This window comes from Candidatus Dependentiae bacterium (assembly GCA_040878395.1).
Lineage (GTDB): Bacteria > Babelota > Babeliae > Babelales > Vermiphilaceae > JAKBEL01.
This window is the reverse complement of record JBBDMI010000003.1, coordinates 64,124-87,280: the sequence shown is the minus strand read 5'-3', so window position 1 is coordinate 87,280 and position 23,157 is coordinate 64,124. Positions and strand designations below refer to the sequence as shown.

Genomic DNA, 23,157 nt, shown 5'->3' with positions numbered 1-23,157 from the left:
GTAGAAAAGCATTTTTTACCTTATTTCATGCTCAAATGGAGGATACTTTATGTTATCTATGAAAAAAGCGCTTACTCTTGCGCTCTTATTAGTTTGTGCAGCACCTTGCCATGCAATGCTTGTTGCAACAAAAAGCTTATTTACATCAGCTGCAACTCTTACTCGTCAAGCACTTTTTAACCGTCCGGTAATTTATGGAACTTCAGGTTATGGACTAGGTAAAACTGCTGAATATTTCATGCAAAATCCAGACACTCGCACACCAATTACACAATTACAAAATCCATTCAGTTTTGCAGCAATTAGACAAAGATTATTCAACGCTAAAGTTAACGCACCGACTGCATTGGCAGAAGTTCGTCAAAATGATCAGTTCAACAAAGCATTCACAACAACACAAACTTATGCAACTAACTATTGGAACATGGCTCGTCAAAACGTTAATTCATTATTTAACACAACTTCAACTAAAAATAACGTTGATGATGCAGTTACATCTGAAGAAGTTTCAAACGAACAAAAATAAACAGAATTTGTTTATATTAAATTAAAAAAAGAGAGCTTTTTATATAAAGAGCTCTCTTTTTTTAATTTTTTAATCTTCAAGCATATCAACAGCCTGGTCAATCAACCGGTCAAGTTCTTGCTGTGGTTCAGAAAAGTTACTCAAAACCAAATCGCCAACATCTTCTTTACGTTCAGGACGCCCAATACCAAAACGCAAACGATAAAAGTCTTTGCCTGTATGAGCAATGATAGAGCGCAATCCATTATGGCCACGAGCAGAGCCACCAAATTTAATTGATGTATGACCAAACGGTTTTTCTAACTCATCATGGATAACCATGATGTTTTCAGGTTCAATTCCCTTTTTTTGTAACCAAGGAATAACTTTGCCCGAATCATTCATAAATGTCTGCGGCTTGAGTAACAACAATTTTTTACCATCATGTTGTAACTCAGCAAGATCAAATAAACCCTTACTTTGCCAATCAGCATGATGCCGACGGGCAAACTCATCAACAACCAAAAATCCAATATTATGTCGATGTTTTTTGAATTTCGATCCGGGATTTCCCAAACCGATAATTGCTTTTATATTTTTTTCTTGCTCCATGATCTTCTTTTTATTATTTAACTCATCAGTTTATCAAAACCACGCTTGATTTCGATCTGACGGACATGTTCAGGCTTAAAAAATGCGGCCAAGGTATCAATAGCAGCTTGAGAACTGACATGCTCACCACATGTATAAATATCAATTGCAGCATAACCAAATTCCGGCCAAGTATGAATAGAAATATGTGATTCTTGTAACAATACCAACCCTGACATGCCATACGGTTCAAATTTGTGAGTTGAAACATTCAATACCGTCGCACGTGCATTTTGCGCTGCATTGCGCAATAAATCTGCAAGTACATCATGATTATCTAAAGTATCAAACGAGCATCCCATAAATTCTGCAATAATATGCGTTCCTAAATGCTCGACAACCCCTTCTTTTTTATACTCATGCTTTTGCAAAAGATTATTGATCTCATACACAGACTGAGCACTAAGACAGGCAGAAAAAGATAATATGACAAGAATACAAATGTTTTTCATAGGCTGCTCCATAAAAATTACAAATAGACAAGGTTTTTATTGATATTAACTTATTCTATCGATTATACTTAAAAAAAAAGGAATTACAATGGGAAACAAATTTTTGATTTTTATTATATTTTCCCTGGGAGGAGCAATGCTTATTGCCAAAGCGCCAGTTCGTGACAACAAAAATAACCTTCATACTCCTACTGTTGCCACATTTGCCGGAGGCTGTTTTTGGTGCATGGAGTCACCATATGAAAAAGCTGATGGTATAATAAAAGTTGTTTCAGGATATATGGGCGGGATAGGAGATAACCCAAACTATCAAGACTACGCACAAAAAGGTTACATCGAAGTGGTACAAATTACCTACGACCCTAAAAAAATTTCATACCATGATTTACTTGAAATATTTTGGCGCCAAATCAACCCAACCGATGCCGACGGACAATTTGGCGACCGTGGACCGCAATACCGTTCAGCTATTTTTTATCACAATGAACAACAAAAAAGTGAAGCTGAACAGTCAAAGCATCAACTTGCACAAACAGGAATATTCAAAAAGCCTATTGTAACCGAAGTTTTATCCGCATCTACATTTTATCCAGCCGAAGAATATCATCAAGATTATTATAAAAAGCATCCCATTAAATATGCTTTTTTTCGCCTACGATCAGGACGCGATAAGTATCTAAAACAAACATGGGGCAACGAACAGCACTATAAAGTTCCAGTGCGCCCATATAACAACATGAACAAACAAGATTGGCAAAGCTTTATCAAGCCATCCGATGCACAGCTACGCAAAACGTTAACACCAATGCAATACAAAGTTACCCAAGAAAATGGCACGGAAAAACCATTTGATAATGCCTACTGGGACAATACTGAGCCAGGTATTTATGTAGACATAGTCTCAGGAGAACCATTGTTCAGTTCAATACATAAATATAAATCCGGAACTGGATGGCCAACTTTTTGGCAGCCGCTAGCACCGGAAAACATTGTTGAAAAAGAAGACAATTTTTTATTTTTCAAACGTACCGAAATTCGCAGCAAACATGCCGATTCTCACATAGGGCACGTTTTTAATGATGGCCCTAAAGATAAAGGCGGCCTGCGTTACTGTATGAACTCTGCAGCCTTGCGTTTTGTACCGGCTAAAGATCTTGCAAAAGAAGGTTATGAACAATACGAAAAACTATTTAAACAGGAAAGCTAACAATGAAAAAGCGACATTATTTAACTTTATTATTATGCGCCAACGTCGTCCTACCCGCAGCATATAATCCTGATGAAATAATGCCGGACGTATCAACATTAGGCAAACGATCTCGAACCGAACAAAATAAACAAGATGAAAGAAAAAAAAGAGAAACCGGCAAAATAATTCATATACAATCTTCAGTCGAATCTGATAGTCATGAATTGCTCCCAATTGAAATGGAAACCGCTCAAAATCAATCTCAAACACTTAATGAATTGATTGCCTTTGATCAGGAGCAAGGTATTGATCCAACTGCAAAAGTGTATCAGTTTTCATTTTTTGATACGCAAGCACTCAAAGATATAATTAATATAATGACAGTAGCTGAGCAGCGACCTGAAGAAATCGATAACGAAATTAAAAACATATTAAGCAAGCAAGTTGCCCCTTATTATTGGCATAAAGGCCAAATTTATTTTGCAGCTTTAAAAATGTCCAAACGTGATATCAAACGAAATCCTAATATCTTTATCCTTCTGAATGCTACTGATTTTTTTCAAGCAAGCGATACAATAAAAAATGCTTTAATAAAATATCTATTTACTCAAGTACATATCCCAGAAGATCATAATGAAATTATAGCCTTCTTGAATAAATTTCTTGCACCTAATATTATACGAAACTACATGCCTTACATCGCAAAACAATATTTTTTAACATATCAAGAAATGCCTGAAGAATGGAAAAATATTTACTTTGAGCTCTCGATCCGTGAGCTACCTGAACATTTCATTAAATTCCAACCGGGATCTATATCTGAAATAGGCCTAGACGAAAAAGAGGTAACAACTTTAAATTTATCAAGATTGTTCCTTACAAGCTTAGATGGACTTCCTGACCCGCCTGACATCTCTCAAGAACTCGCAATTAATCTTTCGCACAATCGTTTACGATCAATCCCGAAAAATATAATGTCATTAAATCCTGTAGAACTTGATATCAGCTACAATGCTCTTACACAATTGCCCGATTTTTTAGCCTCAGAAAATCTTGAAGATCTTTATGCCACACACAACAATATCTCAACCATACCGGCAAACCTTAATAATATAAATTGGCTTGATCTGGCACATAACAAAATAAGCTCTTTTGACAACATAATAGGGAATGAGCTCAACTCCCTGGCTCTCAGTAATAATCTTATAACAACACTCCCTTCATTTGGCCAAGAGGCATTTCCTGACATATGGCACATAGACCTCTCAAATAATCCAATAGAACATATCCCTGAAGAGCTTGATTTCGGAATAAGACCAGAAAGTCTAGAATTACATCTAAAAGGAACAGCATTAGACTCAACACAAATAGATCACATTAGAACTGCTATAGAGCAAAGCGGAGGCGAACTGATAACAGAACAATAACAAGCAATAACAGATTATTTTCCAAGATATCATGCCGAAATGAGCCAAAAACCATGAGAGATCAAAAAGGAATTCCATGTACACCTTTTTGATCTCTCAATAATTTCACACAATTTTTAGCAATTCAGATTCACTTGTGCCCATAGCAAGTAGAGCAAAAGCCTTCTCACGTTTTTCAGGCACAAATCTTTTAACTATTTCTTGAACTGCAAAAACTTGCACTATTGAATACTAATATTGTCCAAACATGCAACAATTTCATCACTTATATCAACAACCTCAAGTTTTTTAAACTGTTGATCAATGGCCAATTGAATTGAATTAGTTACCCAAACTTTAGAAAGAACCGACTGTTGCAAATAATCTGATGCGTTTGCACTCAAAACAGGATGAACTGCAAATGCTGCAATATTACATGATCTGTTTTTTTGGTACAATTCCTGCGCAACATGAACAATAGTTGAACCGGTATCAATAATATCATCAATTATGATTGATTTATCTGTTTTACATGTACCTTGCGATGAAATAATGCGGGTTTGATTGACAGCATAACGCTCTTTTGCAAAATGCATAACCGGCGCATCCAATTGATTTGCAATCGCAACAACACGATCATCTGCACCTTTGTCCGGTGCAATAAAGGTACAATCTTTTTTTATGCAATAATGCTTTAAAAAATGGGCTATAAAATTATCTAACTTAATATTATGTACCGGAATAGAAAAGTACTTAATAACCTCAGGAACATGCAACTCAACGGTTACAATCTGATCAATACCCGCAACCTCAAGCATACGCGCTATCATCTGTACTGCACCAACAGTTCCATCCGAATTTTTATCCTGCCTGCCATAACCAAAATAGGGAATAACTGCAGTTATCGTTTTTACACCTTTTTGCTTTAATTGATAACAGGTTAACAATAACCACATTAAATTATCATGCACCGGACGGCCGGTTGAATGTACAACAATCGCATGCGCCTCAAGAATTAAATCATTATCTACTACAAAATCAATGCGCATTTCAGAATCAGCAAAACGAACTGTTTTAGACATGATTAAAGGAACATTCATTTTTTGTGCAATCTGCTCGGCTAACTGCACCTGATGTTCTGATGCAATAATAATTTGCTTCATCAACAGCTCCTTATTACTAAAATAAGCCGAAGAAATAGGATATCTCTTCGGCTTATATATCTTTTAATCAATACGACTTAAAAAAACTTACGCAGTTATTGCCGCTTTTTTATCATTTTTTTGTTGAGCTAGTTTCAATGTATATTGCTCATCAAGTACATTTACCAACTGATTAGTGCTATTTACATCATCACGCAAATAAAGTGCACGACCGGTTGTTGCATCAATCACAGCAGCTTTATCGTTGTTTTTAGCTAAACTAATTGCTGCTTGCTCAATATCTTTTACCATTGCATCAGTTTCGCGTTGCATAGTATATTGCAATTCATATTTCCAGTCTTGCATGTTGTTTTGGAAATCCCGTTGCATATCTGCAAGTTCTTTTTCTTTTTTACGACGTGCGTCAGCAGTCATCATAGAAGCTTTAGCATCTGTATCAGCCTTTAACTTCATCATTTTTTGCTGTTCTTTTTGTGCAAGTTCAGCATATTTCTTTTCTTCTGCTTCTACTATTTTTTGTGCTTCAGCACCTTGTTTTGATTGCAACATTGCTTGTTGCATATCAACATAAAGCACATTTGATGGATCAAGCTCTGTCTTCTTTGCAGGCATTGTCTTTGCATCGGCTTTAGTAACTGCTTTATCATCCTTAGCAAATGCAAGACCGACTGAACTCAACAAAACACAGGTAAATAACATTTTCTTTTTCATATACATATCCTTCTTAAAATAATGTAGTATAAACATATTAGGTTAACTTTTTTAACTTTAACTTTTTTGCAAAATTAGTCAACAGCCTTCCAGCCATGCTTTAGCCCTCTGGCCAAATATATCGAACAATCGCTTTGCGCATTTCATCAAACAAAACAATGGGCGCTGTGATGCCCAAAATCAATAACCATTGATCTAAACTTAAAGGAACCGTTTTGAAAATATATTGCATAAATGGTGCATAAACAAGTAAAAATTGCAGGAACAAGACAAAACCGGTCGCCAGAATAAGCCATCGATTCGTCAAAAAACCGATACTCAATAATGATCTATTTTCTGATCGACAATTCCATGCATTAAACCATTGAAACATCGCCATACATATCAAAGTCATTGTGCGAGCTAAGCGCACATCAATTTGATAATATTGAAAAAATATCCATATAGAACCTATCGCCATAGGCACTGCATAAAACACCATTTTTGCTGCCATATACCAATCGACAAGATGAACTTTTTCTTGTAACCATTTCTTGCGCAACAGCCCTTCCTCTTGTGGCTCCATAGAAAGTGCAATATCCAAAAAACCGTCCGTTACCAAGTTAAGCCATAAAATCTGCGCCGCAGTTAGCGGCAAGGGAAAATCATATCCAAATGCATTAAGCAACAAAGCAAAAAGGATGATCAATACCTCACCCACATTAGTTGCAAAAAAATATAAAATCACTCGCTTGAGCGTATAAAATATATGTCGCCCTTGCTCAATTGCGCGAATTATTGTTGCAAATGAATCATCAAGCAAAATTATATCTGCTGCTTTCTTTGCAACTTCAGTCCCAATGCCTCCCATGGCAATACCCAAATCTGCTGCAACCAATGCCGGCGCATCATTAATGCCATCACCGGTCATCGCAATAATGCGATTTTCTTTATGAAACAGTTTAATCAAGCGCATTTTTTCTTGCGGCATTACACGTGCATAAACCGTTGTGCGCTCAAGCCGTGCGAGCATCTCATCATCACTGAGATTGTTCAGCTCAGTTCCCGTTAAAGTATCATTACCCGGTTTGAAAATACCCACCTCTTTTGCAACATACAATGCAGTATCCTTATGATCACCTGTCGCCATAATCACTTGCAAGCCTGCATCTTGTGCTTTCTCCACCATTTCAGGAACTTCCGGACGAATAGAATCTTGAATACCAAAAAGACCATGCAAAGTTAACGGCCCATTTTTTAAAACGGATAATGCAACATCAAATCGTGCATCATCTGCCATGTCCGGAGCGAATATATCAATATCAAACGCTTTTGAAGCAACCGCCACCACGCGCAATCCATCTTTGAGCAAATCGCGTAAAAAGCCATCATCTTTTTTATGCACCGGCTCAGAAATTGAAAATAGTAATTCTGGCGCACCGATAACATACATAATCCCTTGGCCCTCATGCTCAAAAAAGCCTGCATGATACTGCAATTCAGGGCTAAATGGGATTTCATACAATTTTTCATATGCATCATGCAGTTGCTGATCAAATCCCGCTTTTTTGGCAAACACATACATTGCAGCCTCAGTCGGGTCACCTTTTATATCGAACGTATGACGCAATTCATCATAGGTGATTTCAGCAGAATTGAGCAATCCTGCAGCGACCGCCATCGAATACAATGGGGCATCAAATTGAACTTTTTCTACTTTTGTATTATTTAATAAAATGTCACCCTCAGGATAATATCCCTGACCCGAAACAACATAGCGATCATCATGAGTAAGGACCTTACTAACCAAAAGCTCATTACGCGTTAGCGTTCCTGTTTTATCAACCGCAATAACATCAGCACGCCCCAAACCTTCTACCGCCTGCAAATGCTTAACCAAGACATTTTGTTTTGCCATACGATATACGCCGGTCACCAATACTAAAGTCATGACAACCGGTAATCCTTCAGGCACAACACAAATAAACAATGCAGTCAACATTACTAATAATTCACGCAATGGTTGACCTGCAAAAAGTCCAATTGTAAACAGTACAACACACGTGCCCAAAACAACCAGAAGCAACCAGTATGAAAGCCGATCAATCTCTCGCTTGAGTGGCATATTAGTATCAAGGCCCTCAATGCCGCTATGAATTTTACCAACCTCAGTATACGATCCGGTTGCAAATACAACTGCTTTGCCTGAACCCGACAATACATATGTCCCTTTATAAAGTATATTTGCCGGATCTTGTTGCTCGCCCTGCGCACACTCTACATAAGGTGATTTATACACCGGGCGTGACTCACCTGTTAAAATTGCTTCATCAAGCTGCAGTGCATTCGATTGGAAAACGTAAGCATCTGCCGGAATTCGTTGCCCTTCTTGCAACAAAATAACATCCCCGGGCACAATATCAACATCATCAAGCAACACTCTTTTGCCATCACGTATAACAATAGAGGTGGTCTTCACAAATCGTTTTAAACTTTGTAAAACTGAACGCGTGCGCCCTTCCTGAATGGTGCCTACAATAGCATTAAAAAGCAGTACGCCTGAAATAATAAATGCATCTAATTTATCTTCACCTACAAAAAAAATAATGATCGCAGCAGCTAATAACATATAAATAAGCGGGCTTTGAAACTGACGCAAAAAAACCATGGTCCATGTTTCTTGCTTTACATCAGGCAATCGATTTTTGCCATCAGTTTCTAGTCGTCTGCGAGCTTCAGCAGCAGATAAACCATCTTTAATGTTGGTCTTGCATAGACGCTCTAGCGCCCTCAATGAAATGTCTAATTCTTGATTCATAAAAAATCCTACCTGAACGTTGATTCTTAATCACGTTAGCGTAGAAAAAAAAAGCACAAATGTCAGCATAAAAAAAGATAAGATCGCGGGAGAACCTCCATTCACATCGCCAATATCCCTAAATGAAAACGAATTGTTCACCCCACTCCCCTTCAAGTCATGGAATTTTGATGTTGACGACAATCCCGCGAATTTTTCAATGACATTACTAATAAAAACTATACAGGTAACTAAATACAAAACACAATGATCAATATTTTTTTTGCTTTAAAAAAGCCTATTGTATTATTCTTTTGGCTTTCCATCCAATAGATTCTGCTCTGTCCATTGCAACATTTTTGTGGTAAGCCCACCATAGACGCGTTCAAAACGAGTTTGATCCTTTATCCAAACAGTTTCCAGGACAGCTGAAACATCAACTCAATATAATCTTTTTGGCACATACTTATCGGCAAATGATTCCGTTGCTTTTGCTTTTTGCAATAAAGACAAAAATTTTAAGCCTTGATCTACATCAAACGTTCTTTCTTCATGCAATATGTTTTGCTCTACCCATATCAATACCTTAGTGAATAAATCACTGTACGTTTGCTCAAAATATGTCGGCTCTTTAAGATAGGCTGCCTCTAGAACAGTTGCCACTGTTCCGGGAATATAGCCATTGGGCGCAGAGTCTGTTGCTTTTGCTCTTTGACAAAACCGCAAAATATCTAAAGCTTTATTCACATCGAAACCATCCTCAATCTTAACCTCACCTGAACCTACTACAACAGTTCCCTTTTTTTGCTCTTGATCATCCATTGACCAAATTTGAGCGCACAATAGACCTATGCACCACACCACTTTTTTCATTACAGACTCCTTTTAAGCTTTGCTTTTTAAAAGACAAAGAAAGCTTAGCAAAATTGCGCAAAAAAAAACGCCCATTTATCATGAGCATTGTTTTTTAACTATCGAAAAATGTTTTTGAAAAATTTAAATCAATCGTTTTTTGGCAAAAGCTCTACCGGATTGTGATTTTAAATATTTTTCAAATTCAGTTGCTTTGACTTTATCCTTAAAACATATAAAGGTAATCAACTCCCAAGGCTTAAACTTGGCCGTATGGAAAGAACCGCCAGAGTTATGACAAATTAATCTTTTTTTAAAGTTTGTCGTTATACCAACATACATTTGATTTGAATACTTCAGTGATTTAATAAGATATACATAATACATGATAACCAGAATTAAAAGCCCGTCTTCGCCAAGGCTTCTTCGGGCAGTCTTCGTTCTAATAAAGTTATTTTTATTTTAAAATCAATTCCTTAAAAAAACTGGCTTGCCAGACGAAGTTCCGTAAGGAACGAAGACTGGTGGAGGCGATGGGAATCGAACCCATGTCCGCACTATCGCAAATCCTAGGTACTACATGCTTATTTCTCAATTATACTTATATACGGCCTTGAGAACTCAGCATCACATATAAGATCATTGCGTAATATTTCCAAAGCTACACAATGATGAATGCTCACTCTGGAAATCCTATCTGAGTTATTACGAGTTAACAAAACTGATAGGCACGTTTTAATTAACAAGAATACCAACTAGCTATTAAGCGAAAGCTGGTACTGCATTCACCTGAGTGTTTGCATTTATAGTTTAACCAATTGTTTAACGAGCACTCAGTCAACGCTCGGCATGCACCTCAGACCCTAAATAACACGTCGAAGCCTGGACGCCCCCGAATCTTTAGAGAAAACCTGAAATTTGTTTCAAAGAAATCATACTATTATAGTAGCCAAAGTGTTTCTATTAGTCAAGATTACCTTCTCTCTCATGAATATCACACCCAAACACCTTGCCTCTTTACTTGTTTTATACATTTATAGTATTATATAAATATAGTATTATATAAATATACAAAAAAAGGCAAAAAACAGTTATGAATCCTAAAAAAAACGAATTATCACGAATCGTAGTAGATGTCCCTAAAATACAGCATCGTCGATTAAAAGCGATGGCAGCTGCACGCGGAAAAAGCATGCGTATAATTATCAATGAATTAATTGACGATTGGATTGATGAATCTGATCAAAAAGTTGACTGTAATCATTCTCACACGCCAAATAAAGAAACCTTAAAAGCTATTTCCAACATTGAAAAAGGCAAAAAGCTTGTTCAAGCTAAAGACATAAAAGACCTATTTGAAAAACTGGAAAGCTAAGAATGCTCAACATAGCTTACGAAAGTCAATTTAAAAAAGACTTTAAAAAAGTAAAAAAGCATGGAAAAAATCTTAAAAAAATGAACGATATTCTTTCACTACTTATAAAAGAAAAACCTTTACCTACAAAAAATAGAAACCACCCCCTTCATGGCAACTGGAAAGGATACTGGGAATGCCATATTGAACCGGACTGGCTTTTAATCTATAAAAAAACAATTCAAGAAATAATTTTAGTAAGAACAGGAACTCATGCTGACCTTTTTTAATTATTTAACTTAATACCGCTCTTTTATCTCACGATCTGCTTGACGTTTAAGGTCTTTTTCTTTTAACGCCTGGCGCTTGTCAGCTTTTTTCTTACCTTTTGCGATACCAAGCTCAACCTTAATCAAGCCACCCTTAAAATACACTTTAAGTGGCACAACTGTTGTTCCCTGGCGAGCGATATCGTTCATTATTTTAGTCAATTCACGCTTGTGAATTAAAAGTTTTCGTCGACGTGTTGCATATTCTTCATCTTTGCCTGCCTTATCAAAAGCTTTTGTATACGGGGTAATATGACAATTGACCAAAAAAAGTTCATTACCTTGAATATGTGCAAATGAACCTTTGAGCGAAATATGCCCAGCACGGATTGATTTAACCTCATCGCCGGAAAGAACAATGCCGGCCTCTAGGCGATCGTCAATATGATAATCATGAAATGCTTTTTTGTTCGATGCAATAATTTTCATTTAAATACTCATGAAGAGGTTGCTGATGTTTTTCGTTGTTCAAGTTTCTTGAAAAGACATTTTATCGGAATATACATACTTATTGCAAGCAAAACACTCAAAACATTGCCTCCAATGAAAAAGATCCAAATGGAATCGGCAGACACGCCAACCGTTGAACACAAAGGCTCAATAGATGAAAAAAATTTCGGAGAGCATTGTGCAAAATCAATATGACATACATTACTTAATAATCTACCAAAACCATAACCACATCCATAAACAGGAACCCAAGTCCAAGGATTATTTATAGCCAATTGTACCGTTACGGTAATGGGATAATTAAGAGAAAATAACCAACATAAAGCAAATGCCATTAGGGTATGTAATCCTACAAATGGCGAAAAAGCGATAAAAATACCCAAGCATATTGAACGAGCACGTTTTTTTATCGAACCCTCTGTTTGTAATATTCTCTTACCAAACTGTTGAACTTTTTGTATAATCATTCTAGCCTTACTTCAAAAACTTAATTATATGTGTAAGTATAGCTTAAATACAAAAAAGGTATACCCATGAACAAGTCCCTTATTTTTAGCATTGTCCTACTGCCAACTGTTTTTGGCAATATTGACGCCTACCTTGCGGCTGATAAAGCTCTTTGGTATGGTACAGTAAAATTCCCATACGACACAAAAATAACCGAACCGGTGGCAGTGTATTATGCCGGCGATCAAATTATTACTGAAATACAACAAGAGACACATCAAATCTCATTTGCAATTTCAGAGTATAAAATGCGTAATGAATTCTTTTTGTTAATCAGCAATGATATTGAGTGGGTTACTGAGCAAAACACCATAAAGTTTCAACGTATATGCAAAAGCCGCCCCTACAAACTCTTTCATTTAAAATTCAACCCCAACAGAGAGATTACCACCAAGATCACCCCTGAGACTGATCTGAATGCTTTAGGTAGTTGGGAAATTACACAAAAAGCATTACGTGATGATATGCGCATTCCGGACAATGCAATCATCGTGCATTATCATCCCAACCTGATACAGAATGTTGAAGGAGGCAATGCGCTGGAATTACCAAAAATTGTACTCAATGAACAGATTTTACATCAGTTAACACCTGATGAACTGCATGATGTATCAGCACAGTTTATCTTGTCATCACTTGATTTAAAAACAATTCATGCCAAACAAAATACACAAATAAAACATGATATTCCACATAAAACCATTATTGCACTCACAGCTTAATCATTATGAAACAACCAACCATTTTAGCAATTGAGAGCTCATGCGATGAGACTGCAGCTGCAGTTTATAATGAACAAGACGGCATGCTTTCAAACGTTCTGTTTTCACAAATTGATCTGCATAAACAATACGGGGGCGTTGTTCCTGAGATCGCATCTCGTTCACATGTACAAAAAATCAAACCTATTGTGCAAGAAGCATTACAAAAAGCAAACAAAACATTAGATGATATCGACATTATTGCAGTCACAAGCAAGCCCGGCTTGCCAGGTTCATTACTTATTGGTGTAAGCTTTGCAAAAGCACTCGCATACGCAAAAAAGATTCCGATCATCGGCGTTAATCATCTTGAAGGACATGCATTCTCATCAATGATTGAGCATAATGTGCCGTTCCCGCATATTTGCTTGACCGCATCGGGTGGGCATAGCTCAATGTATTTAATTAAAGACTTCGGCGAGTATGAAATAATTGGACAGACAATTGACGATGCAGCCGGTGAAGCATTTGATAAAATTGCTAAACTTATCAACCTTGGATACCCAGGTGGCCCAATCGTGGAAAATTTGGCCCGTGAGGCAAACTTTAAAGATTTTTATAGCTATCCTCGCGGAAAACAAAATATGATAAATTTCAGCTTTTCTGGTTTAAAAACGGCGGTACTTTATGACCTGGTTAAACGAGATGCTTTTGATCTGAAAACAAAAACCTTTTTAAAAAATAATGACAAACAACTGAAAAAAGAGGTCGCAAGTTCATTACTCGTTTGCATGGGCGACATTTTTAAAAACAAACTTAAACTTGCACTTCAACTTTACCCTAAAGTAAAAGCCGTCACTTTTGTTGGTGGCGTTGCCTGCAACAAGTATCTTAAGCAGCAACTAAGCGAGTTCTGCGAAAAACGTGGGTTAACGTTTTTTTCACCCTCACCGCAATATTGTACTGATAACGCAGCTATGATCGCCTTTGTCGCCAATTATAAAGCAAAACAAAACAAGTTTGATGACTTAAGCTTAGATATTTTTTAATCAATACGAGCCCGTTTTTTTGCTGGAACTTTATCTTCATCCTCTTGGGACTCATCTGCCAGCAAATTCCTTAAATTAATCATCGCATTTGTATTGCCTAAATCAGCAGATTTCTTTAACCACTCTTTTGCCCCCTCTATATCACCTTCTTTTTTCAACAAAATCCCCAAATTTCTCATCGCAACTGCATTGCCTAAATCAGCTGCTTTTTTGAGCCACTCTTTTGCCTCTGCAATCTCTCCATCTTTTGCTAACAAAGCCCCCAAGTTATTCATCGCAACTGCATTGCCTAAACCAGCAGATTTTTTGTACCACTCTTTTGCCTCTACAACCTCTTTATTATTTACCAACAAATGCCCCAAATTAAGCATTGCAACTGCGCTGCCTAAATCAGCTGCTTTTTGCCACCACTCTTTTGCCCCTACAATATCTTTATCTTTTGCCAACAAAACTCCCAAGTTATTCATCGCATCAGGATTGCCCAAATCAGCTGATTTTTTATACCACTCTTTTGCCCCTGCAATGTCTTCATCTTTTTCCAACAAAAGCCCCAAACCTAACATCGCATCAGGATTATCACCTTCTTTAGCTGCTTGCAAAAACAATCTCACCTTTGGAGGATCATTTTTTACTAATTGCGCAAGGGTACCGATATGTTTAAATTTTTTATCCGAACGATTAATACTGAAATAATCAATCATAACAATTGGGCGCCCCGTCAAAGGATTTCTCCTGCCTGCAATTCGTTGAAATCGATTATTCAACAGCCATCGAGTTATTGAATATGCATCAAAATAAGAGCGCCACAACTTACCCTCGGCGTCAATATCTAATGTTGCGGCTAAAACCCAAGGCAATTTTTTTTCCCATTGCTCTGCAATCATCTTTTTGAAAGTCTCTCGTGCAATACCATCAACGGCATTAAGATCCACTCGCTCGAACTGCTTAATTTGCCCATCACCTTCTGCAACTTTTATCGCAGGAAACGGTAAAACCTTCCAAGTAGATATTTGCGCTTGCGGATCAGCAGCATATGCCAAAGCATTGATAAGAAACAACGATAAAACAGCTTTTTTTATAAAATTCATCTTAAAGAGCCTTGTTATTTTTTTTAAATAATACGATTATGCATAATGCAATTATACAATATCTAAAGGATAGAGATCAAGAAAAAAAGCTCGTAGCCAGATTCAGGTAAAAAACTAAGAATCGATACTTGAACATGAATTGATTAGATTGGCAGCTCATCATAAAACAAAATAAAACAAATTTGATAATTTAAGCCTGGATGTTTTTTAGCCTACTTTTGCAGCAGCCGGAACTTCATCTTCATTCTCTTGGGACTCATCTTCTGCTTTTGCCAGTAAAGCCCTTAAATTGCTCATTGCATCCGGATTGCCTAAATCGGCCGCTTTCTCAAGCCACTCTTTTGCACCTGCAATATCTCCTTCGTTAAACAATAAAACCCCTAAATTTTTCATTGCAGTTACATTGCCTAAATCGGCCGCTTTTCGGTACCACTTTTTTGCCTCTACAGTATCTCCCCCTTGCGATAACAGAATCCCTAAATTTGTCATTGCATCTGCATTGCCTAAATCGGCCGCTTTCTCAAGCCACTCTTTTGCACCTGCAATATCTCCTTCGTTAAACAATAAAACCCCTAAATTTTTCATTGCAGTTACATTGCCTAAATCGGCCGCTTTTCGGTACCACTTTTTTGCCTCTACAGTATCTCCCCCTTGCGATAACAGAATCCCTAAATTTGTCATTGCATCTGCATTGCCTAAATCGGCCGCTTTCTCAAGCCACTCTTTTGCACCTGCAATATCTCCTTCGTTAAACAACAAAACCCCTAAATTTTTCATTGCAATCACATTGCCTAAATCGGCCGCTTTTCGGTACCACTCCTTTGCACCTGCAATATCTCCTTCTTCAAACAACAAAAGCCCTAAACTTGTCATTGCATCTGCATTGCCTAAATCGGCCGCTTTTTTCCACCACTCTTTTGCCTCTGCAATATCTCCTTCTTCAAACAACAAAAACGCTAAACTTGTCATTGCATCTGTATTGCCTAAATCGGCCGCTTTTCGGTACCACTCTTTTGCCTCTGCAATATCTCCCCCTTGCAATAACAGAATCCCTAAATTTGTCATTGCAACCACACTGCCTAAATCGGCCGCTTTTCGGTACCACTCTTTTGCCCCTGCAATATCTCCTTCTTCAAACAACAGAATCCCTAAATTTGTCATTGCATCTGTATTGCCTAAATCGGCCGCTTTTTTGCACCACTCTTTTGCCCCTGCAATATCTCCTTCTTCAAATAACAAAACCCCTAAATTTGTCATTGCATCCTGATTATTACCTTTAGCTGCTTGCAAAAACAATCTCATCTTTTGAGGATCATTTTTTACTAATTGTTCAAGATTGCCAATATATACAAACTCTTCTTTACCTGGAAAAAGACTGTAGTAATCAATCGTAATAATTGGGCGCTTCGTCACTGGATGAATAACTTCGGCCTTATTCAATCTAAATTGCTCATTTAATAGCCAATTATTAATTCCCTGCGCATCAAAATAATCCCTCCAAAGGCTTTCGCCCTCTTTTGTTATTGTTGCGGCTAAAACCCAAGGCAACCCTTTTTCGTACTGCGCTAGCCCAAGCTCTTGAAATGAATCTAATATAATATAATCGTCAGCATCAAAATTTATCTGTTCAATGAGGTTCCCTTGATCATCTTTCTTTATTTGCCCTCGCTCTTCAGCGATTTTGACTTTTTCAGAAAGTGTTAACGAACCTTTCGGTAAAGCCTTCCAAGCAGATATTTGCGCTTGCGGATCAGCAGCATATGCCAAAGCATTGATAAGAAACAACGATAAAAAAGCTTTTTCTATAAAATTCATCTTTAAAGAGCCTTTTTTTTAAATAATGCGATTATATATAATGCAATTATACAATATTCAAAGGGTAAAGATCAAGGGAAAAAGCTCATAGCCAGATTCAGGTAAAAAACTAAGAATCGATACTTGAACATAAATTGATTAGATTGGCAGCTCATCATAAAGCAAAACCAATTCGATGATCTAAGCTTGGATATATTTTAACGCTTCCGTTTTTCAGCAGCAACTAAACCAGAATCGAAAATGCACATTTAAAGATCAGGCACCATTCCCATTCAACAGACACCGAATATTACTCCATCTATCATTACCATATTGACGAATTGTCCCCATTTTATAACTATGAACTTCATCAATATGGTCTTTTTTATTGATCTGACTTACATAATGAGCACATTCGGCAGCACTTAAAACAATCGAATCTCTATGATGCACACAAAGATCAAGGATATTGAGCATAGAATAAATGGATCCCTTTTCAGCACCTTTTTTGAACCACTGATAAGCTCCCGAAACATCTTTTTTTTCGCTATACAAAAATACACCCAACTCATCCATCGCCTCAACATCCGATTCTACATCCACTTTAAAAAACAATCTCAAAACCGATTTATCATCAGTACGTAATTGATCAAACGTTCCTAAATGAATAAATTCTTTTTCTTTAGATTCTAAACTTAAATAATCAATCGTAATGATTTCAAAACTATTGAGAGGATCAACTGCATAACGCATTTCATATTCATCACTTAGTAACCATCGATTAAGCCCCAATGCATCATAATATGTTCGCCACAAAAGACCATTTTTATTGTTCAAGCTCAACACTGCAGCCAAAATCCATGGCAAACCATTATCCCATCGATCTTGAGCAGCCTCTATAAATGGCTCATGCACAATCACATCAATATCTTCAAGATTTATTTTTTCTACAATCTGTATTACACCATTTTTTTCTGGCATACGAATTGAATGATTAGGCAAGATTTTTAATATCCCTAATGAATTAGGATCACAAGCAAAAAGAGCATTCATCCAAAAAAAAATGCTTATACTGTACTTATTCCTCTGTAGCATTACATCTTTCCTATAAAAATAAATAATTAGTCTGGTGTCGTCACCATCGCTATGACTTCATCTTCATTTGTATACTTATTTGGCAATACATCCACTGGATTTCCTCTCACTCGTTTATCTGCCCGCGGATCTTCGGCTATATGCAAATGCCTTTTTTCAGACATTTGCAAAACCGGCCGAGCAATAAGTGCATCATAACGATCTTCATATTGTCGCATCATTTTAGCATGTACATCAACTTCACGTAATTTTTCATATAACTCTTCTTGCGCAATGCTGTCCCAACCAACACCTTGATAATATCCACAAATACGCCCCAATAAGTCGACATGTTCACGCATATTCAAACTGGTCCCGATTTTTTGTTGCAAAACGGTCACAATGCCCAGATAATGCATTCCACCAATAAATCGTTCTTTATTGCGCGTTAACCACGGCCCGGATTCCATTAAACTTGTTGCAATAGATAAACGATTCAACTCATTATCCGCAGATGCTGGATCAGCAGCCGTTAATTCACTATAAAAAAAGAAAAAAAATAATAAATAAAACATAGCAAAACCTTTATAATCACCTATATTGCATATATATTATACATCTTCATCAGCTTGCGTACACTTACGCTTTAATCGTCTTTCTGCATTCTCTTCTAATTCTGCTGAAGTTCCTTCATCCGGAGCCCGCTTGACCCTGTTTTTATCATATACATCAAAATAACGTTTAATTGAAGGCCAATAATAAGGAAACTGCTTTGCCGCACGCTCTGCATAATTAGGCTTTTGTAAATGACTTTTTATCCAACGCATTTGACAATGGGTAATAACGCCGCCATCTTTATTTTGGCAAAAATAAAAGGCTAATGGGACCCCGGCACGTAATCCATAAGTATTTGAACTCATCTCCATTGTTCGAATAAGACATTTAGCTGCTTCAGGAATATCGCCCTTTGATTGAAAGACCATCCCTTCCTTATAATAATCTTCAGCAGTTTTTATTTTTTTAGGTAGTGTTTGTGACGCTTGCTCATCCTTTGCCTCTTTACCTTTTTCAGCAGATCTCCTTTTTTTAGTTGATCCATTTTTTGTAGGCACAACTTCAGGAAGCTCAAAACATTTTTGAATTTCTGGCCAATAAAGAGGGTGTTTTTCAGCCGCAGATTGAGCATTAGCAGCTTTTTCAAAAAATGCTTTTGCTGCCTTAATAATTGCATCTGCAATCACACAATCTGTTCGTTTAAGCGTATGATAATAAGCAAGATGCACAGTAGCACCCAACAAATGATCTTTACTTTTTATCCCTGCTTGTGTAAAACAATAGGCCGCAGTTTTTAACTCATTTCTTTGCTGCCACAACAATCCTTGATTATAGTGCTCATCAGCCTCTTGAAACAAGCGTCTTTTGCTTGCCAATTCTTTTTGTTGTTGATCTGCACAAAAAGCAAATGTACAAAATAAAAAACAATATAAAAACAAGATCTTTTTTTGCATTGTATACTCCGTAAGTAAAATTAACTACAAAGGAGTATACGCTTGAAATTAACTATGCACAAATCTTCACGGGATATCGCTGAAGATGCTCCTGAGCAAGCTTCTCAATCACTTCAGGACAAATCTCTTGAACCTCATCAAGTACAATAACCACTTCATTACCATAACGTTTATCTGTATGATCAAATCGTTCATTAAGTTTTTTGATAAAAAGAGATACCTTTAATGCAACTTCTTGATCAAGAACAACAAGATCATCTAATACTGAAATCATATAAGCAATACCTCGCTGATACGCATTTGCAATAAAATCTTCACCTTTAACTTTATGTTCTTCTGCGACAACACTTTGTATTTGAGCTATGAGATCAATAAATTCATACCATACATCATTTGGTATCCGCTCTTTTTGATATCCCGGATCATCATCAGTACCTGCCAGATATTGTAAATAAGGTACTTTACGAGCAACACAAAGCGGCAATTGCAAAGAGTGCATTATCCAATGCCCCCATGTTGCAGTACCCCAACTTTCCGGCTTAATAAAAATCAGATCAGCTTGCTTTTTTATATCTTTACCGGCCTTACCAAATAAAATGGTTCGCTTTGTTGTTTGAGTTGGCAAGTCAGCAATATCAAAACCAAACTGTGGCTCTTTTTCTACATTATACTTAAAATGCGTAGAACAACGCTCATAAACTCCCGGGCAACTCTTTAGGAAAGTAAGAATTGAAAAAGTTGGCGTATCTTGAACAACAAATGTTCCTTCAGAAAACTTTTTTTGGCCCTTTGCATATACCCACCAAACAAATGACCTAATACTTTCCGGATAATTATCTTGAAATTGAACTATCTGACTATCCTTACCAGATGAAAGAGCTTGATGAATCTGAGCGCCTGAGGCAATTTCCTTGCGCACATCTATCATCATCAATTGACGTTCCGCATCAGAATCCAATACTTGAATCGCCAAAGGATCAGCACACAACAGTGCATTTGAATAAAACAACACACATAATAATGATAACGGAATCGTCTTTTTTTTCATTGTATCTACTTTTTATTTTATAATCCCTTTTGTATATATCATACATAAGGGATATACTTATTTCCAAGAAAACATTTTTTTTAACATTTAATTTTACATTAAAATAAAGTACTATTTACATCGAAAGTTAATAAAAAACTCTAACTTTTTTTTAAAAAATAAACAGCAAATACACCTATTTTCATTAACTTAACATAGTTTATAATTGTATACACAATATATAATACCGAAATCACATAATAAGGAAATTATTCATGAAAAGAATCTATATTTTATCTTTAGTATGCTTTATCTATACAGTTAATCATGCAATGTTTAGCGGTTTAAATTTACCACCGGGTAAAGGAAAAGAAATGGCTCAAGCAATGCAAAACGCAAATGAAAGAAAACAAAAAAAAGAAGGACAAGATAAACAACTTGACCAAGCAACTATGATCTCTCGCCCTATAATACAAGCACTACACCAAACTGAACAGACATTAGAAACCACAGTGGGACAACTTGATACACTTTCAAAGAAACGCATTACACAACTATCAACAGAAATTGTACAGCCATTAAAAATAACCATAGATGCTACACCAAAAAGGCTCGGTGACGAAGTTAGAGAGTCAATTAAATCCTCAACCGCTCATATATTCAAAGGATTCTTTTGCTCTGTTATTACCGGATTGGGCGCATTGCTTTCTTATCAAAACCTAAAAGAACACTCCGGTGAATTAAAAAGCAAAGAAACAGTGATGGCTACTATTGGCACCACATTTATAGCTGCTGCTGCACTTTTAGGCAATTACTGGTTACACTAGCCAAAAAAAAACATCTCAAAGCAAAAAGGCTCGCAAAATTGCGAGCCTTTTTTATATCTAATTCTACAATCAATTAACTTGCTTTTTTATTGATTGCATCTAAAAATTCTTGATTTGTTTTAGTTTTTTTCATTTTACTAATCAAGAACTCCATACCTTCAATAGTATTCATAGTAGATAGGAATTTCTGCAATACCCATACTTTATTGAGCATATCTTCAGGCTGTAAGAGATCTTCTCGACGTGTTCCTGATTGCAAAATATCAAATGCAGGATAGATACGACGATTGGAAAGTTTACGCGTCATATGCATTTCCATATTACCTGTACCTTTAAATTCTTCGTAAATAACCTCATCCATACGTGAACCGGTTTCCACAAGTGCCGTACCGATAATGGTTAATGAACCACCCTCTTCGGTGTTTCGTGCAGCACCAAAGAAACGTTTTGGTTTTTGCAATGCATTAGCATCGATACCACCACTCAAAACTTTTCCTGATGCAGGAGCCGTTGCATTATATGCACGTGCCAAACGAGTAATAGCATCAAGTAGAATAACCACATCCTTGCCTGATTCAACCATACGCTTTGCTTTTTCAAGCACAATATCAGCAACCGCAACATGACGCTCTGGCGGCTCGTCAAAAGTAGAACTTATAACTTCAGCTGAACTTCCTTGAACTGTTTTTTTCATATCAGCAACCTCTTCAGGACGCTCGTCAATCAACAAAACAATCAAATGAACTTCCGGATGCTCAGTAATAAGACTTTTAGCTAAATCTTTTAACAATACTGTTTTACCAACTTTTGGAGGAGCAACGATCAAACCACGCTGTCCTTTACCTATAGGAGAAAACAGATCCATAATACGTGTTGAAATAACAGTTGGATCATAATCTAAATTAAACTTCTTAGTAGGATGCCATGGAGATAAGCGCTCAAAAGGAATGCGGTCACTAATTTTTGATGGATCATCATAATTTACTTTACTTATCTTCAGAAGCGCAAAATATTTCTCATTTTCTTTTGGTTTTCTAATAATACCACTTATTGTATCACCAGTTTTCAAACCAAAGCGTCTAATTTGAGACGGAGAAACATAAATGTCATCCGGACCTGAAACATAATCAAATTTTGATGAACGCAAAAAACCAAATCCATCCGGCAAGCGCTCCAGCACTCCTTCAACCTCTATTTCAAGATCAGGATGAGCTTCAAAATATTTAATTTTTTCAACTAACTCTGGCTTACGCATTAACAATGCGCCAACAATCCCAAATCGACGAGCATAATTAACTAAATCATTAAATGAACGTTCTTCTACAGGCTTCTTTGACTCAAAACGATGCGGCTTTTGTTGATTATTACGGTGATCAGCTTGATGGACAGGACGCCTGTTTCCACCTTTAACTTCATGAACTCTTTGATTACGTTCTTCTTTTTTTATTTTTTCGTCAGACACTTGTCGAGCAGCTTCTTGTTCGACCGGTCTTACAGAAGGAACTTCTGTAGATAGTTTTTTATTTTTTGATGATTCTGCAACGGGAACAACTGCAGGATCTTTTGGTTTCTTTGCTACCAATTTTGGCTTAGTAGCTTTTTCAGCCACATTTTTTTCCGTAGATGGCTTAGCCACCTCATCTTTGGTAGATTCGCTCGTAACTGGTATCGTTTCACGCACCTTCATTAATGCCTCCTTGTCGCAGGAAAAAGTAATCCTGAATTAATTGACATGAATGGCCCC

The 23,157-nt window shown here is 36.8% G+C and carries 24 protein-coding genes and 1 other RNA gene; 8 read left to right on the top strand and 17 right to left on the bottom strand.

The features are described 5' to 3' along the window. The first annotated feature begins 49 nt into the window (after nucleotides 1–49). Nucleotides 50–526 carry a hypothetical protein gene (locus tag WD055_00790; GenBank protein MEX0848747.1) on the top strand — a complete coding sequence of 159 codons (477 nt, stop codon included), beginning with the start codon at nucleotides 50–52 and terminating at the stop codon, nucleotides 524–526. A gap of 69 nt (nucleotides 527–595) precedes the next feature. On the opposite strand, the gene pth is transcribed toward WD055_00790, so the two are convergent. Together pth and speD are read right to left on the bottom strand one after the other, a co-directional pair. After that, nucleotides 596–1,117, bottom strand: a complete 522-nt coding sequence (pth, locus tag WD055_00785) for an aminoacyl-tRNA hydrolase (protein MEX0848746.1) — start codon at nucleotides 1,115–1,117, stop codon at nucleotides 596–598. Nucleotides 1,118–1,134: 17 nt separating this feature from the next. After that, complete coding sequence (gene speD / locus WD055_00780; GenBank protein ID MEX0848745.1) at nucleotides 1,135–1,608, bottom strand: adenosylmethionine decarboxylase; 474 nt, start codon at nucleotides 1,606–1,608, stop codon at nucleotides 1,135–1,137. Between the two features lie 88 nt (nucleotides 1,609–1,696). Here speD and msrB point away from each other — a divergent pair, with 88 nt between their 5' ends. Continuing rightward, entirely contained in the window at nucleotides 1,697–2,815 is a 1,119-nt protein-coding gene (gene msrB / locus WD055_00775; protein ID MEX0848744.1) for a peptide-methionine (R)-S-oxide reductase MsrB, read from the top strand. 2 nt (nucleotides 2,816–2,817) lie between these two features. Continuing rightward, on the top strand, nucleotides 2,818–4,224 hold the full coding sequence (locus tag WD055_00770) for a hypothetical protein (protein MEX0848743.1): 1,407 nt from the start codon (nucleotides 2,818–2,820) through the stop codon (nucleotides 4,222–4,224). Nucleotides 4,225–4,445: 221 nt separating this feature from the next. Here WD055_00770 and prs read toward each other — a convergent pair whose 3' ends face one another. The 6 genes from prs to ssrA all read right to left on the bottom strand — a co-directional run bounded on the left by prs (nucleotide 4,446) and on the right by ssrA (nucleotide 10,599). Continuing rightward, entirely contained in the window at nucleotides 4,446–5,366 is a 921-nt protein-coding gene (prs, locus tag WD055_00765; GenBank protein MEX0848742.1) for a ribose-phosphate diphosphokinase, read from the bottom strand. Nucleotides 5,367–5,453: 87 nt separating this feature from the next. Beyond that, a complete protein-coding gene (locus WD055_00760; GenBank protein MEX0848741.1) occupies nucleotides 5,454–6,077 on the bottom strand; it encodes an OmpH family outer membrane protein in 624 nt (207 codons plus the stop codon). 100 nt (nucleotides 6,078–6,177) lie between these two features. After that, a complete protein-coding gene (locus WD055_00755) occupies nucleotides 6,178–8,874 on the bottom strand; it encodes an HAD-IC family P-type ATPase (GenBank protein MEX0848740.1) in 2,697 nt (898 codons plus the stop codon). Between the two features lie 420 nt (nucleotides 8,875–9,294). After that, nucleotides 9,295–9,726, bottom strand: a complete 432-nt coding sequence (locus WD055_00750; GenBank protein MEX0848739.1) for a hypothetical protein — start codon at nucleotides 9,724–9,726, stop codon at nucleotides 9,295–9,297. A gap of 123 nt (nucleotides 9,727–9,849) precedes the next feature. After that, on the bottom strand, nucleotides 9,850–10,092 hold the full coding sequence (locus tag WD055_00745) for a GIY-YIG nuclease family protein (GenBank protein ID MEX0848738.1): 243 nt from the start codon (nucleotides 10,090–10,092) through the stop codon (nucleotides 9,850–9,852). A gap of 135 nt (nucleotides 10,093–10,227) precedes the next feature. Next, nucleotides 10,228–10,599, bottom strand: a transfer-messenger RNA (tmRNA) gene (gene ssrA, locus WD055_00740). Nucleotides 10,600–10,798: 199 nt separating this feature from the next. Between ssrA and WD055_00735 the strand changes: the two genes are divergently transcribed. Both WD055_00735 and WD055_00730 read left to right on the top strand, forming a co-directional pair. After that, nucleotides 10,799–11,080: a plasmid partition protein ParG gene (locus WD055_00735; GenBank protein MEX0848737.1), complete on the top strand. Its 282-nt coding sequence runs from the start codon at nucleotides 10,799–10,801 to the stop codon at nucleotides 11,078–11,080. 2 nt (nucleotides 11,081–11,082) lie between these two features. Beyond that, a complete protein-coding gene (locus WD055_00730) occupies nucleotides 11,083–11,349 on the top strand; it encodes a type II toxin-antitoxin system YafQ family toxin (protein ID MEX0848736.1) in 267 nt (88 codons plus the stop codon). Between the two features lie 9 nt (nucleotides 11,350–11,358). Here the strand turns inward: WD055_00730 and smpB are convergent, their stop codons facing one another. Next, nucleotides 11,359–11,817 carry an SsrA-binding protein SmpB gene (gene smpB, locus WD055_00725; GenBank protein MEX0848735.1) on the bottom strand — a complete coding sequence of 153 codons (459 nt, stop codon included), beginning with the start codon at nucleotides 11,815–11,817 and terminating at the stop codon, nucleotides 11,359–11,361. A gap of 8 nt (nucleotides 11,818–11,825) precedes the next feature. Continuing rightward, the gene (locus WD055_00720; protein MEX0848734.1) at nucleotides 11,826–12,305 is read right to left on the bottom strand and encodes a DUF2062 domain-containing protein; all 480 of its coding nucleotides are present in this window, start codon (nucleotides 12,303–12,305) and stop codon (nucleotides 11,826–11,828) included. 66 nt (nucleotides 12,306–12,371) lie between these two features. Between WD055_00720 and WD055_00715 the strand changes: the two genes are divergently transcribed. Both WD055_00715 and tsaD read left to right on the top strand, forming a co-directional pair. Continuing rightward, nucleotides 12,372–13,067: a hypothetical protein gene (locus WD055_00715; protein MEX0848733.1), complete on the top strand. Its 696-nt coding sequence runs from the start codon at nucleotides 12,372–12,374 to the stop codon at nucleotides 13,065–13,067. Nucleotides 13,068–13,072: 5 nt separating this feature from the next. Beyond that, nucleotides 13,073–14,095 (top strand): tRNA (adenosine(37)-N6)-threonylcarbamoyltransferase complex transferase subunit TsaD, encoded by a 1,023-nt coding sequence (tsaD, locus tag WD055_00710; GenBank protein MEX0848732.1) that lies wholly within the window; start codon nucleotides 13,073–13,075, stop codon nucleotides 14,093–14,095. Here the strand turns inward: tsaD and WD055_00705 are convergent. The 6 genes from WD055_00705 to WD055_00680 form a co-directional block, all read right to left on the bottom strand. Beyond that, entirely contained in the window at nucleotides 14,092–15,183 is a 1,092-nt protein-coding gene (locus tag WD055_00705; protein MEX0848731.1) for a tetratricopeptide repeat protein, read from the bottom strand. The genes tsaD and WD055_00705 overlap by 4 nt on opposite strands. Before the next feature lie 207 nt (nucleotides 15,184–15,390). Further along, nucleotides 15,391–16,998, bottom strand: coding sequence for a tetratricopeptide repeat protein (locus WD055_00700; GenBank protein MEX0848730.1), 1,608 nt, complete (start codon nucleotides 16,996–16,998; stop codon nucleotides 15,391–15,393). 255 nt (nucleotides 16,999–17,253) lie between these two features. Next, nucleotides 17,254–18,072, bottom strand: a complete 819-nt coding sequence (locus WD055_00695; protein MEX0848729.1) for a hypothetical protein — start codon at nucleotides 18,070–18,072, stop codon at nucleotides 17,254–17,256. 26 nt (nucleotides 18,073–18,098) lie between these two features. Then, entirely contained in the window at nucleotides 18,099–18,626 is a 528-nt protein-coding gene (locus WD055_00690) for a hypothetical protein (GenBank protein ID MEX0848728.1), read from the bottom strand. A gap of 36 nt (nucleotides 18,627–18,662) precedes the next feature. Further along, complete coding sequence (locus WD055_00685) at nucleotides 18,663–19,559, bottom strand: hypothetical protein (GenBank protein ID MEX0848727.1); 897 nt, start codon at nucleotides 19,557–19,559, stop codon at nucleotides 18,663–18,665. A 52-nt stretch (nucleotides 19,560–19,611) separates the two neighbouring features. Beyond that, entirely contained in the window at nucleotides 19,612–20,607 is a 996-nt protein-coding gene (locus WD055_00680) for a hypothetical protein (protein MEX0848726.1), read from the bottom strand. 254 nt (nucleotides 20,608–20,861) lie between these two features. Between WD055_00680 and WD055_00675 the strand changes: the two genes are divergently transcribed. Further along, nucleotides 20,862–21,413 (top strand): hypothetical protein, encoded by a 552-nt coding sequence (locus WD055_00675; protein MEX0848725.1) that lies wholly within the window; start codon nucleotides 20,862–20,864, stop codon nucleotides 21,411–21,413. Between the two features lie 73 nt (nucleotides 21,414–21,486). Here WD055_00675 and rho read toward each other — a convergent pair whose 3' ends face one another. Continuing rightward, the gene (rho, locus tag WD055_00670) at nucleotides 21,487–23,100 is read right to left on the bottom strand and encodes a transcription termination factor Rho (protein MEX0848724.1); all 1,614 of its coding nucleotides are present in this window, start codon (nucleotides 23,098–23,100) and stop codon (nucleotides 21,487–21,489) included. Between the last annotated feature and the right edge of the window lie 57 nt (nucleotides 23,101–23,157).

Bases quoted from the DNA above. Each gene is read 5' to 3' on its own strand.
- WD055_00790 (MEX0848747.1), top strand. From the start codon at position 50: ATGTTATCTATGAAAAAAGCGCTTACTCTTGCGCTCTTATTAGTTTGT.
- pth (MEX0848746.1), bottom strand. From the start codon at position 1,117: ATGGAGCAAGAAAAAAATATAAAAGCAATTATCGGTTTGGGAAATCCC.
- speD (MEX0848745.1), bottom strand. From the start codon at position 1,608: ATGAAAAACATTTGTATTCTTGTCATATTATCTTTTTCTGCCTGTCTT.
- msrB (MEX0848744.1), top strand. From the start codon at position 1,697: ATGGGAAACAAATTTTTGATTTTTATTATATTTTCCCTGGGAGGAGCA.
- WD055_00770 (MEX0848743.1), top strand. From the start codon at position 2,818: ATGAAAAAGCGACATTATTTAACTTTATTATTATGCGCCAACGTCGTC.
- prs (MEX0848742.1), bottom strand. From the start codon at position 5,366: ATGAAGCAAATTATTATTGCATCAGAACATCAGGTGCAGTTAGCCGAG.
- WD055_00760 (MEX0848741.1), bottom strand. From the start codon at position 6,077: ATGAAAAAGAAAATGTTATTTACCTGTGTTTTGTTGAGTTCAGTCGGT.
- WD055_00755 (MEX0848740.1), bottom strand. From the start codon at position 8,874: ATGAATCAAGAATTAGACATTTCATTGAGGGCGCTAGAGCGTCTATGC.
- WD055_00750 (MEX0848739.1), bottom strand. From the start codon at position 9,726: ATGAAAAAAGTGGTGTGGTGCATAGGTCTATTGTGCGCTCAAATTTGG.
- WD055_00745 (MEX0848738.1), bottom strand. From the start codon at position 10,092: ATGTATTATGTATATCTTATTAAATCACTGAAGTATTCAAATCAAATG.
- WD055_00735 (MEX0848737.1), top strand. From the start codon at position 10,799: ATGAATCCTAAAAAAAACGAATTATCACGAATCGTAGTAGATGTCCCT.
- WD055_00730 (MEX0848736.1), top strand. From the start codon at position 11,083: ATGCTCAACATAGCTTACGAAAGTCAATTTAAAAAAGACTTTAAAAAA.
- smpB (MEX0848735.1), bottom strand. From the start codon at position 11,817: ATGAAAATTATTGCATCGAACAAAAAAGCATTTCATGATTATCATATT.
- WD055_00720 (MEX0848734.1), bottom strand. From the start codon at position 12,305: ATGATTATACAAAAAGTTCAACAGTTTGGTAAGAGAATATTACAAACA.
- WD055_00715 (MEX0848733.1), top strand. From the start codon at position 12,372: ATGAACAAGTCCCTTATTTTTAGCATTGTCCTACTGCCAACTGTTTTT.
- tsaD (MEX0848732.1), top strand. From the start codon at position 13,073: ATGAAACAACCAACCATTTTAGCAATTGAGAGCTCATGCGATGAGACT.
- WD055_00705 (MEX0848731.1), bottom strand. From the start codon at position 15,183: ATGAATTTTATAAAAAAAGCTGTTTTATCGTTGTTTCTTATCAATGCT.
- WD055_00700 (MEX0848730.1), bottom strand. From the start codon at position 16,998: ATGAATTTTATAGAAAAAGCTTTTTTATCGTTGTTTCTTATCAATGCT.
- WD055_00695 (MEX0848729.1), bottom strand. From the start codon at position 18,072: ATGCTACAGAGGAATAAGTACAGTATAAGCATTTTTTTTTGGATGAAT.
- WD055_00690 (MEX0848728.1), bottom strand. From the start codon at position 18,626: ATGTTTTATTTATTATTTTTTTTCTTTTTTTATAGTGAATTAACGGCT.
- WD055_00685 (MEX0848727.1), bottom strand. From the start codon at position 19,559: ATGCAAAAAAAGATCTTGTTTTTATATTGTTTTTTATTTTGTACATTT.
- WD055_00680 (MEX0848726.1), bottom strand. From the start codon at position 20,607: ATGAAAAAAAAGACGATTCCGTTATCATTATTATGTGTGTTGTTTTAT.
- WD055_00675 (MEX0848725.1), top strand. From the start codon at position 20,862: ATGAAAAGAATCTATATTTTATCTTTAGTATGCTTTATCTATACAGTT.
- rho (MEX0848724.1), bottom strand. From the start codon at position 23,100: ATGAAGGTGCGTGAAACGATACCAGTTACGAGCGAATCTACCAAAGAT.